Raw genomic sequence first — 11850 nt, 5'->3', positions numbered from 1 at the left:
TTCTAAGGAGCCGCCAGATGAACACCACTATTGCACAACAAATTGCTGATGAAGGCGGCGTAGAAGCCTACCTGCATGCGCAACAACACAAAAGCCTGCTGCGCTTTTTGACCTGCGGCAGCGTCGATGACGGTAAAAGTACCCTGATTGGCCGCCTGCTGCATGACACGCGCCAAATTTATGAAGATCAGCTTTCATCGCTGCATACCGACAGCAAACGCCACGGCACGCAGGGTGAAAAACTGGATCTGGCTTTGCTGGTGGATGGCTTACAAGCTGAACGCGAGCAGGGCATTACCATTGATGTGGCCTACCGTTATTTCTCGACCGAAAAACGTAAATTTATTATTGCTGATACCCCTGGGCATGAGCAGTACACCCGTAATATGGCGACCGGTGCATCAACCTGCGATCTGGCGATCTTATTGATCGATGCGCGTAAAAGCGTGCTGGATCAAACGCGCCGCCACAGTTTTATCTCCACACTTTTGGGGATCAAACATTTGGTGGTGGCGGTCAACAAAATGGATCTGGTGAATTACAGCGAAGAGACTTTCGAGCAGATCAAACAAGATTACCTGACCTTTGCCGAGCAACTTCCCGCAGATCTGGATATTCGCTTTGTGCCGTTATCGGCGCTGGAAGGCGATAACGTGGCGACGCAAAGCAACAGCATGCCGTGGTATTCCGGCCCAACGCTGCTGGAACTTCTGGAAACCGTCGAAGTGAAGCGTGTGGTTGAACAACAGCCGATGCGTTTCCCGGTTCAGTATGTGAATCGCCCGAATCTGGATTTCCGTGGTTATGCAGGAACGCTGGCATCCGGCGTGGTGAACGTCGGGCAGCGTGTGAAGGTTCTGCCGTCGGGTGTTGAATCTTCCATTGCCCGAATTGTGACTTTTGATGGGGATTTGCAACAAGCTGCTGCGGGCGAAGCCATCACTTTGGTGCTGAAAGATGAAATCGACATCAGCCGCGGTGATTTACTGGTCGATGCCAGCGATGCGCAGCCTGCGGTACAAACCGCGAAAGTCGACGTAGTGTGGATGGCAGAACAAGCGCTGGTCCCCGGCCAAAGCTACGACATTAAAGTCGCAGGCAAGAAAACCCGCGCTCGCGTCGACAACATCCATTATCAGGTTGAAATTAACAGCCTGACGCAGCGCGTCGTCGAAAGCCTGCCGCTCAATGGAATTGGCCTCGTTGATTTAACGTTCGACGAACCTCTGGTGCTGGACAAATACCAGGATAACCCGGTCACGGGCGGGCTGATTTTCATCGACCGACTGAGCAACGTGACAGTCGGTGCCGGAATGGTGCGTGAACCGCAACAAGATGTGTATCAGGAGCCGTCAGCCTTCAGCGCTTTTGAGCTGGAACTGAACGCGCTGGTGCGCCGTCATTTCCCGCACTGGGGCGCACGTGATTTGCTGGGAGGCAAATAATGGCTGAGCACGACGAAAACGTCGTCTGGCATGCGCATCCGGTGACGGTTGCGCAACGTGAAAAACTTCATCAGCATCGCGGTGCGGTGCTGTGGTTTACCGGGCTGTCTGGCTCGGGTAAATCCACCATCGCGGGGGCGCTTGAAGAAGCGTTGCACCAGCTTGGTGTGAGCACCTACTTACTGGATGGCGACAATGTGCGTCACGGTTTGTGCAGTGACCTCGGTTTTAGCGATGCAGATCGTAAAGAAAATATCCGTCGTGTCGGCGAAGTTGCCAACCTAATGGTGGATGCGGGACTGGTGGTGCTGACGGCATTTATCTCTCCGCATCGTGCAGAACGCCAGATGGTTCGTGACCGTGTCGGTGAAGGGCGGTTTATCGAAGTGTTTGTTGATACACCACTTTCTGTCTGTGAAGCGCGTGACCCAAAGGGTTTGTACAAAAAAGCCCGTGCCGGAGAGTTACGGAATTTCACTGGAATTGACTCGGTTTACGAAGCGCCAGTGAACCCGGAAATATACTTAGACGGCGAACAATTGGTAACAAATTTGATTGCGCAATTATTAGACCTGTTGCGCCGTGACGTTATTATCAAATCCTAAGACATTTCCAGGCACATCATGCGCCTGGTTTGCATGGTTTACGGATTCGTTATGCGCAATAGCACCAACCTGGCTATGACATCTACATCGGCTGAAGCTAGCCCCAGTACCGAAGAAACGACCTGGTCATTGGCTGGGGCGTTCATCGGCTTTTTGTCGTGGTTGCTGGCATTGGGTTTGCCCTTCTTGATTTATGGCCCTAATACCCTGTTTTTCTTTCTGTATACCTGGCCTTTCTTCCTCGCATTATTGCCTGTTGCCGTGGTGGTAGGGATTGCTTTGCATTCTCTGTTGCATGGCCGTTTGATCTTTAGCTGCATCGTAACCGTGCTGGCGGTGGGGCTGATGTTTGGCATGCTTTTCCTGTGGCTGATGGGTTAACGCAATATACCCGTCATCCTTCAAGCTGCAGGGGTGTTGGCTGCAACTCGAATGCTAACGGGTATAAACTTTTTATGACTGCAAGGCCGCTAACTCACCTGCAAACGCGCATGTCGGCGCAATCTGTGATAAATTCTGCCGCAAATACGAAGGCTCGCTTTGTACCCAGAGCGCAGCCAGATAAAATTTTGTGCGATGATTGTGCCGTTTTTCAGGGGGCTGGATGGGTAAACTAACGCTACTATTGCTGGCCTTGTTGGTCTGGCTGCAGTATTCGCTGTGGTTTGGAAAAAACGGCGTACATGATTACACCCGCGTGAGTGACGACGTAGCCGCACAGCAGGCGACGAACGCCAAACTCAAAGCGCGTAACGATCAGCTGTTTGCTGAAATCGACGATCTTAATGGCGGGCAGGAAGCCATCGAAGAGCGCGCACGTAACGAGTTAAGCATGACCAAACCAGGTGAAACCTTCTTCCGCCTGGTACCCGATAGCTCTAAGCGCCTGGGCAATTCTGCAGGGCAGAACAATCGACAATAACGCGTAAGTGAATCTACATGGCAGACTCCTCCCCGGACGTAATTGCCGTGGTGCCGGCAGCAGGTATCGGCAGCCGCATGCAAACGGAATGTCCTAAGCAATATCTAAAAATCGGCGATAAAACTATTCTGGAACATGCGGTGGCAAGCCTGATGGCCCATCCACGCGTGGCTCATGTCGTGATCGCTATCAGCCATACCGACCGCTGGTTTACCTCTTTGCCTCTTGCTACCCATCCCCACGTGACCGTCATAAACGGCGGAGCGCAGCGTGCTGATTCGGTTCTTGCCGGGTTAAACGTGGTGCAAGACGCGCAATGGGTTTTGGTGCACGACGCAGCGCGTCCTTGTTTACATCAGGATGATTTGACCCGTTTACTGGCGATTACTGAAACCAGCAAAATTGGCGGCGTTCTGGCCGCACCGGTGCGCGACACCATGAAACGCGGCGAGCCGGGTAAAAACCTGATTGCCCATACTGTGGATCGCGAAGACCTGTGGCACGCCTTAACGCCCCAGCTTTTCCCTCTGGAATTATTGCGCAGCTGCTTGCAACGTGCGCTCGATGAACACGCCTCAATTACTGATGAAGCCTCAGCGCTTGAATATTGTGGCTTCCATCCCGAATTAATTAGCGCCCGCGCCGATAATATAAAAGTGACTCGTCCTGAAGACCTGGCGCTGGCGGAGTTTTACCTCACGCGGTTAACCCAAACGGAGCAAGAATAATGCGTATTGGACATGGTTTTGATGTACACGCCTTTGGAGGCGTTGGCCCAATTATCATCGGTGGCGTGCGCGTACCGTTCGAACAGGGGCTGCTCGCACACTCTGATGGCGATGTCGCATTGCACGCATTAACCGATGCTCTGCTGGGGGCTGCCGCGCTGGGGGATATTGGTAAATTATTCCCGGATACCGATCCGGCGTTTAAAGGCGCAGACAGCCGCGAATTGCTGCGTGAAGCCTGGCGCCGTATCCAGGCGAAGGGCTACACGCTCGGTAACGTCGATGTGACGATTATTGCCCAGGCGCCGAAAATGGCTCCGCACATCCCGCAGATGCGCGTATTTATTGCCGAAGATTTGGGCTGTCATATGGATGACGTCAACGTCAAGGCGACCACCACTGAAAAACTCGGTTTCACTGGCCGGGGTGAAGGCATTGCTTGCGAAGCGGTCGCTTTGCTACATAAGGCACGTAAATAATGGATATGCAGAATCTGACCTGGCTGCACGGTAAACCGCAAGGCACAGGGTTAATCAAAGCCAATCCAGAAGACTTCGTGGTTATTGAAGACTTAGGTTTCGGCCCGGATGGCGACGGTGAACATCTGCTGTTACGCATCCTGAAAAATGGCTGCAATACCCGCTTCGTGGCTGATGCACTGGCTAAGTTTTTGAAAGTGCACGCTCGTGAAGTCAGTTTTGCCGGTCAGAAAGACAAACATGCGGTGACTGAACAATGGTTTTGCGTGCGTCTGCCAGGTAAAGAAATGCCGGACATGCGCGCGTTTGAACTTGAAGGTTGCCAGGTGCTGGAATATGCCCGTCACCGCCGTAAATTGCGTCTGGGGGCGTTGAAGGGAAACAGTTTCACACTGGTGCTGCGCGACATTAGCGACCGTGCGGAGCTGGAACAACGCCTGAATGCCATTCTTCATCGTGGTGTGCCTAACTACTTTGGCAGCCAACGTTTTGGCATTGCGGGCAATAACCTGCATCAGGCTTTACGCTGGGCGCAAAGCAACGCGCCAATACGTGACCGTAATAAGCGCAGTTTTTATCTGTCCGCAGCCCGTAGTGCCATGTTTAACCAGATTGTCAGCGAGCGCCTGAAGAAGCCTGATTTTAACCAGGTTATCGACGGTGATGCGCTGCAACTGGCAGGTCGCGGCAGTTGGTTTGTTGCCACGCCGGAAGAACAGCCTGCATTGCAAAGCCGCGTTGATGACGGTGAGCTGCTGATAACTGCGCCGTTACCGGGCGACGGTGGCTGGGGCACGCAAAATGCGGCTCTGGAGTTTGAACAACAGTGTGTAGCCGAAGAAACTGATTTGCAGGCGCTGCTGGTGCGCGAGCGTGTTGAAGCGGCGCGACGTGCCATGCTGCTGATGCCGAAAGATCTCAACTGGAACTGGTGGGATGACATCACCGTTGAGCTGAATTTCTGGCTGCCTGCCGGCAGTTTTGCCACAAGCGTAGTACGCGAATTGATGAACGTGGCGAGTCACTACGCCGACATTGCTGAATAACGGGTTTTGTTGTCATCTCAACCTCAGGGGAATGAATATTCATTCCCCTTTTTATTTTCTTCGTACACATCGTTATCCTGCTAACATTATATGGCAGTATTATCTCGGCACTGATTATTGTTCTGTAATGTGTATTAAAAACTATATTCGCATTAAAACTGCCATTAATTCGCCTTTGATACCTTTTTACTAAAAGTGAAATTGTTATTTTCACTTTGCGATGGTTTTATTCTTTGCTTGTTCAATAATGCGTAAAAATAGACATTTATTTTGTTTTATGGAATGCAATGATAATCTTATGTGGTTGATTTAATTGTTCTTAATGGTTGTTTGTTATTTTTTTTATTTTCCACGATATGTGACCGAAAACGATCTCTCTGGCTTGCCCAGCTGGATTGCAATTTAACTTTATGACTCCTATAGTCGCTGTCCATATTCTCTGGGTGGTTTTTTATTCATTCAGTTGGCAGTCATTTTTATATTTATAACCATCTCTTTATGCGATTTAACTATCGGGAAAGGGATGTTCGTCATGTAAAAAAGAGGGGTTTGTATGAAGTATTTTAAATTAAAATTAGTGGCAGCCGCACTGGCTCTGGGCGGGATGGTTTCTGTGGCAAATGCTGCAGACGGTTCCGTTCACTTTACCGGTGAAATTACGGAAACGGCTTGTAACGTGACTAATGGTGCCGGGAAAATCATTCCTGTTGCTCTGGGTAAAGTGGCAAAAACCAGTTTAGCTACCGTGGCTGCAAAATCATCTTCTGTCCCTTTTACCATTGACCTGGATAATTGCCCTGACACTAATGCCAACATCCGTTTTAGTGGTACCGCAGATTCAGTTGATAAAACTTTATTAGCTATTGATTCGACCAGTGTTGCGAGCGGTGTCGCTATTGAAATTGATTCTGATACCGGGCAGAAAATTGCCATGTATGCACCGTCAACCGATTTCAAATTAGCTGCGGGTAAAAATAAACTGAAATATCAGGCGAGTTATGTAGCGACCAATTCGGCTGTGACAGCCGGCAGCGTGGTTGCCACTTCGCAGTTCACCATCATTTATAACTAAGTTTATGCGTTAACGGGCAAGGATGCCTGACTGATACAGTTGGGGCAGCTATGTTAGTTTTTGTTAAATATCGTGCTATGGCATGGTTTGCCATGCTGGCAGTCATTGTTTTATTTCCATTAATCTCTCACGCCGGAATTATCGTCGGTGCCACGCGTGTTGTTTATCATGCTGAAAATAAAGAAGCTGAATTAAAAGTTGAAGCAACCAAAGATGCAGGAGCTTATTTAATTCAGTCATGGGTTGATACCGGTGATGAAAAGGTTAAAGCCCCTTTTGTGATTACGCCGCCTTTATTTCGTATCGACGGTGGTGAAGAAAACCAGCTGCGTATTATCTACTCCGGAAACCCTTTGCCTGGCGACCGGGAGTCGCTGTTTTGGGTCAACGTGCGTTCTATTCCTGAAACCGATAGCGAAATCACAAACAAACTACAAATTGCTATCAAAACCCGCATGAAACTGTTCTATCGCCCGGAAGGGCTGGGTAATCCACCTAAAGATTTTGCGGAAAAGCTGACGTTTAGCCGCAGTGGAAATACGCTGACAGTGGTCAATAACTCTCCCTGGTACGCCATTTTTAACCAGTTAACGCTGGGCGGAAAACCGATTAAAAATGCCGAATGGGTAGCACCGCACAGTTCGGTTAATTTATCGCTGGCGGGAATGTCCGGAAACCAGCTGAGCTGGAAGTTAATCAATGATTATGGCGGTGCCAGCGATCCCGGCAGCACCACGCTTTAAGAAACTGAATTTTTCCTTTATCAGCCAGGAAATATAAAATCATGCGTTATTTCCGCATATTTCACCGTGCTTATTTTTCGGCATTGCACTGGGTTGTGCCATTCGCTGCACTCCTGGCTGTAATTCCCCAAGGGGCAAATGCGAAGGCTTGGTTTAATCCGGCATTACTGGAATTAGACTCACCGGAAAAACCGACTGTTGATATTTCTCTGTTTGAAGAACAAGGGGCGCAACTACCGGGAAATTATCGTGTTCACATTATGGTGAATAGCGATAAAGTCGCTGATGAGAATATTGAGTTTGTGACCGGGGATGATAAAAAACTGGTTCCGGTGTTAACGCCAGCTCAACTGAAGAAGTGGGGCGTTAATCTCCATTCCACAGAACAGTTAGCCGCGGCACCTTTAGATAAAGCGATATCTTCGCTGGCAGAAATGATTCCACAAGCCAGCAGTACGTTTGCCTTTACCAGCCAGACGCTGAAACTGAGTATTCCCCAGGAAAATATTGATAGCAAAGCGCATGACTTTATCGACCCTGCGCAATGGGATGACGGTGAGGCGGTGTTATTTACCAACTATGCCTGGTCGGCCTCGCAAAATAAAAGCAAGCATGGTGAGAATAGCAATAACGGCTACCTGAATCTGCAATCGGGAGTGAACCTTGGTGCGTGGCGTCTGCGTAATTACAGCAGTTTCAGCTATGGCCAGGGAGGCGAGAAATGGTCGTCGATGAACAGCTATTTGCAGCGCTTTTTCCCAGCGTTGGGCGGTGTGTCTCTGACAATGGGCCAGACCTATACGCCGGGGGATATTTTTGACAGTGTGCAATACACCGGCGTGCAACTGGCGACGGAAGAAGGGATGCGCCCTGATAGCCTGCGCGGCTTTGCGCCGGTTATCCACGGTATCGCTAACTCCAATGCCAAAGTCACCATTCGCCAAAATGGCTATGTCATTTATCAGAACTTTGTTCCGGCTGGCCCTTTCCAGTTAACTGACCTTTATCCCACCGCGTCGGGTGGCGATCTGGATGTGACGATCACCGAAGCCGATGGCAGCGAGCGTCACTTTGTGCAGTCTTTTGCTTCGATACCCAATATGCAGCGTGAAGGGAGCATGAAATACACCTGGTCAACGGGGCGTTATCGCAGTAATAGCGCCTCCAGCGATCCGCTGTTTAGCCAGGGCACGCTGACCTACGGTTTATCCAACTATGTAACGCTCTACGGCGGGGTGATTGCTGCGGCAAACTATTTCTCTGCGATATTCGGCTCGGGGATTGGCTTAGGTATTCTGGGTTCTATTGCCGTGGATATGAGCCACGCTAAGTCGCGTTTCACCGATTCGCCCGATGCACAAGGCCAGTCGTGGCGCTTCCAGTATTCCAAAGAGTTTGAAGCGACGAATACCGCCGTGACTCTGGCGGGTTACCGTTATTCAACCAAAGGTTATTACACCTTCGAGGAAGCGGCGGATCGTGAAGGGCAGGTGCAGGACTGGCAGGGAAACAAACGCAGTCGGATGCAGATTAATATCAGCCAGTCATTAAGCGACCACAGTAATTTTTACCTTGCCGGGACGAAGGATGATTTTTGGGGTTCCACCGAGGCACAGCAATCGCTGAGTGCGGGCGTGCGTGCCACGACGCAATGGGCAAACTTCGGTATTGCTCTGTCTTGGGTACATGATGATTACCATAGCGATAACGATCGCCAGATTGCTTTTGATATCCAGATCCCACTGGAAAAGTTGCTGCCTAAAGCGTGGGCGCAATACAGCGTCGCCACTAATACCCACGGCACCACGCAGCATCAGGTTGGCGTGAACGGTACGCTGCTGGAAAACGATCAATTACAGTATTCAGTGCAACAAACCTACGGCAACCGCCAGCAACAAAATGGTGGTAACGCGCAATTAGCGTGGCTTGCACCTTATAGCGACCTGGCGTTGGGTTACAGCTATGGCGACGACACCCAGCGCATTAACTACGGCATGAATGGCGCAGTGGTAGTGCATCGCCATGGGATCACGCTTGCTCACACGCTCGGCGAAACCTTCGGCCTGATTGAAGCACCTGGTGTGGAAAATCTCGAAATAACCAGCAGCCAGAACGTCTACACCGATTCACGCGGTTATGCCGTCATCCCTTACTTAACGCCATGGCATTACAACGACATCAACCTTGATACCCACAAACTGGCCGGCAATGCAGATATAGACGCGATTCACCGCGATGTTGTGCCCACCAAAGGGGCAATGGTGGTGATGCGTTACAAAACCCATTTGGGTCAGCGCGTCTTAATGACCATACACATCGGCAAGGGCGTGGTGCCATTTGGCGCAACAGTGACGCTGGAAGGCACGGATGAAACCGGCATCGTCGGCGATAACGGCGTGGTGTTCCTCAGTGGCCTGGCGGATAGCGGCAATTTGCATGTGGTGTGGGGGAAAGGGCGGGTCAACGAATGCCACGCGCCATATCGCCTTGCATCGCCGGGTAAAAATCAAACGCACATCCTTTCTGGTGATGCGCAATGTTCTGGAGGTACCTAATGAAACGAGTCTTTCTGGGGCTGATTGGCTTGCTGATGATGACCCTTGCTCCACACGTTTGGGCGGCTGCGTGTCAATCTATTGGCGCGACACAGGAATTCAATTTTAATTACGTTAAAAATATTACTGACCCGGACCAAAACGTCATCAGTAAGACCGCGTATCAGCAAAACTGGAATTCGCCAAATAATCTCTATTATGGCCGTTGTGCTTGCCAGGATACCCGAACCGTGAGGAAGGTCCATTATCGCGCTGTGAGCTCTTTATCACGCCCGGTCCCTTCAACCATTGCGACGCCAGATCCCAATAAACACTGGTATGTGATCCCGAATGATAAAGGTGACGGATACCTTGGCGTTGCTACGCAGGTGTATATCGCCGGTAACCGCAAGCAATTTTATAATGTGCCTTTCACGATGGATAACAATTATCCGCAGACTACTCTTTGCCCGACGACGCAAACTAACGCTAACCGGATTCAATTTGGGACTGGGGCGCAGGGGAAAATTAGCCTGATGTTTATTCGGCCTTTTATTGGCCACGTTACTATCCCAAAAGTAAAAATTATTGATCTGTTTGCCGCAACAGATAGCAGCTCATTTTCGGGAATGCCGATTGCCAGTGTCTATGTGAGCGGTGATGTTACGGTGCCGCAGAGTTGCCGAATCAATGACGGAAAAGCCATCGAAGTTCCATTCGGACAAATTGCGGCGAAAGATATTTTGACTAAAGGCCAGGCGCCTGATGGTTTTACTAAAAGGCAGATAATCGTCAATTACCAATGTACTAATATTGCCGATAGGGTTGCGTTGGAATTAACTATGGAAGCGGTGCCAGCAACAAGTTTACCCAATGCGGTGGCTACTGATAACCCCGATATTGGTGTGATGGTTGGCGATCAAAATCTGCAGCCTTTTATTTCGCGCGTCACGAAAATACCGGTTACATTTTCATCACAGACTCAGCAAGGTTCCACCACGCTTTATGCCTGGCCAGTCAATACCACTGGCAAACGTCCACAGCGTGGGCCATTTAGTGCTACCGCTTCGTTAAATATTAATTTGAAGTAATAAAAAGCCAGGTGGTTATTCCCCCTGGCTTTTTTATTTTATGAATGGGTAATATCTTGTTTGAGTTGATTAATTAACGTGGTGATGTTGATGTCGTTGCTGCGATTTTTATGATAATGAGCATAAATAGTGCCGGTCGGTTTTTCATTGGGTAGTGGCAGTATCTGAACATCAGCAAACTGGGCAAATCCTGCGGCAAATTGCTCGGCACACAGCAAAATATAATCAGATGTTGTCGTCATCACTAATAAGTTCAACATTGAATTACTTGAGTAAATCGGTGGCTTATACACACCCAATAAAACATTATCTTCAATTAATGACGGCCACAGATTATAAGAAAGATACTCTTCATTTCTGAGTTCTTCCATCGTGAACCCCGGTTTTATACGCGGGTGCCCAGTTCTACAAATCACTCTTGGTGTAATATCAAATAACGGCTCGTTGACAATTGAACTGTCTGAATGCCTTTGTGGTGTCAGGCTTAAATCAATGCGGCGTGATCGTAATTGATTAATATCTCTGAGCAAATCGCCATCATGTGTTTCACAGGTTAATTCAAATTGTTCTAAGCACCGGCCATTCTTCTGCAATGTCGAGGTGACATAAAACTCTAATACCGGAGATAACGACAGGCGTAATGATGCACGGTCATTAAGTTTTTTGGCATAAGGTTTTGATACTTTAATCGCGAGTTCGACATGTTCTACCGCCCGCGTTAAGTTTGATGCGATAGTCAAGGCTAAAGATGTGGGTTCAAGCCCATTTTTGGTCCTGATAAATAAAGGGTTGTTAAATGTTTCACGCATTTTATTGATGGCGCGACTGACTGATGGAATAGAAGTTTCTAATAGTGCCGCAGCATTAGTTACGCTACGAGTGTCCATGACCATCAGGAATATTGAGATGGTTCCCATGTTCAAGGTGTGCATGTATTAGCCTTCATTATCTTAATTTTTGCAATTCCAGAGACATTAAATAGAAGCATAAAATAATTCACTGTTTGTTAAGAGTGATAATATTAAAAAAATTCCCAATAAGAACCAAAGTATACATGTGATACCTGCTAACTAAAAATTTATAGCTACAGTTAGCCGTGAGAGCATGAATGTTTTTTGATACTTTTAACTGCTTTAATTATTTGATTAACAATGGTTTTTGTTTTTAATGTTTGTTGTGCTTACA

General features: G+C 48.9%; 12 protein-coding genes. 11 read left to right on the top strand and 1 reads right to left on the bottom strand.

Annotation, left to right across the window (positions count from 1 at the left end; all coding sequences use genetic code 11):
* The first annotated feature begins 17 nt into the window (after positions 1-17).
* The 11 genes from cysN (at position 18) to MES37_RS21255 (ending at position 10665) form a co-directional block, all read left to right on the top strand.
* Positions 18-1445 carry a sulfate adenylyltransferase subunit CysN gene (gene cysN / locus MES37_RS21305; RefSeq protein ID WP_064543894.1) on the top strand — a complete coding sequence of 476 codons (1428 nt, stop codon included), beginning with the start codon at positions 18-20 and terminating at the stop codon, positions 1443-1445.
* Entirely contained in the window at positions 1445-2050 is a 606-nt protein-coding gene (cysC, locus tag MES37_RS21300) for an adenylyl-sulfate kinase (RefSeq protein WP_064543897.1), read from the top strand. Before cysN ends, cysC begins: the two co-directional genes overlap by 1 nt.
* A 51-nt stretch (positions 2051-2101) precedes the next feature.
* Positions 2102-2431, top strand: a complete 330-nt coding sequence (locus MES37_RS21295) for a DUF3561 family protein (RefSeq protein ID WP_064543923.1) — start codon at positions 2102-2104, stop codon at positions 2429-2431.
* A 223-nt stretch (positions 2432-2654) separates the two neighbouring features.
* Positions 2655-2972 (top strand): cell division protein FtsB, encoded by a 318-nt coding sequence (gene ftsB / locus MES37_RS21290; RefSeq protein ID WP_064543899.1) that lies wholly within the window; start codon positions 2655-2657, stop codon positions 2970-2972.
* A gap of 17 nt (positions 2973-2989) precedes the next feature.
* Positions 2990-3700, top strand: coding sequence for a 2-C-methyl-D-erythritol 4-phosphate cytidylyltransferase (gene ispD / locus MES37_RS21285; RefSeq protein WP_237932600.1), 711 nt, complete (start codon positions 2990-2992; stop codon positions 3698-3700).
* Positions 3700-4179, top strand: a complete 480-nt coding sequence (gene ispF, locus MES37_RS21280; RefSeq protein WP_064543903.1) for a 2-C-methyl-D-erythritol 2,4-cyclodiphosphate synthase — start codon at positions 3700-3702, stop codon at positions 4177-4179. Before ispD ends, ispF begins: the two co-directional genes overlap by 1 nt.
* A complete protein-coding gene (gene truD, locus MES37_RS21275; protein WP_237932601.1) occupies positions 4176-5225 on the top strand; it encodes a tRNA pseudouridine(13) synthase TruD in 1050 nt (349 codons plus the stop codon). The genes ispF and truD overlap by 4 nt, the downstream gene beginning before the upstream one ends.
* A gap of 553 nt (positions 5226-5778) precedes the next feature.
* A complete protein-coding gene (locus MES37_RS21270; RefSeq protein WP_064543907.1) occupies positions 5779-6297 on the top strand; it encodes a fimbrial protein in 519 nt (172 codons plus the stop codon).
* A 50-nt stretch (positions 6298-6347) separates the two neighbouring features.
* The gene (locus MES37_RS21265) at positions 6348-7040 is read left to right on the top strand and encodes a fimbrial biogenesis chaperone (RefSeq protein WP_232886948.1); all 693 of its coding nucleotides are present in this window, start codon (positions 6348-6350) and stop codon (positions 7038-7040) included.
* A gap of 41 nt (positions 7041-7081) precedes the next feature.
* Entirely contained in the window at positions 7082-9595 is a 2514-nt protein-coding gene (locus MES37_RS21260) for a fimbria/pilus outer membrane usher protein (protein WP_237932599.1), read from the top strand.
* Entirely contained in the window at positions 9595-10665 is a 1071-nt protein-coding gene (locus tag MES37_RS21255; protein WP_237932598.1) for a fimbrial protein, read from the top strand. Before MES37_RS21260 ends, MES37_RS21255 begins: the two co-directional genes overlap by 1 nt.
* A gap of 38 nt (positions 10666-10703) precedes the next feature.
* On the opposite strand, the gene MES37_RS21250 is transcribed toward MES37_RS21255, so the two are convergent.
* Positions 10704-11597: a LysR family transcriptional regulator gene (locus tag MES37_RS21250; RefSeq protein ID WP_121815019.1), complete on the bottom strand. Its 894-nt coding sequence runs from the start codon at positions 11595-11597 to the stop codon at positions 10704-10706.
* Between the last annotated feature and the right edge of the window lie 253 nt (positions 11598-11850).

The organism is Buttiauxella sp. S19-1 (genome assembly GCF_022134725.1).
GTDB classification, from domain to species: Bacteria; Pseudomonadota; Gammaproteobacteria; order Enterobacterales; family Enterobacteriaceae; genus Buttiauxella; species Buttiauxella ferragutiae.
Note: the sequence above shows the minus strand (reverse complement) of the source record. Positions and strands in the feature narration are given on the sequence as shown.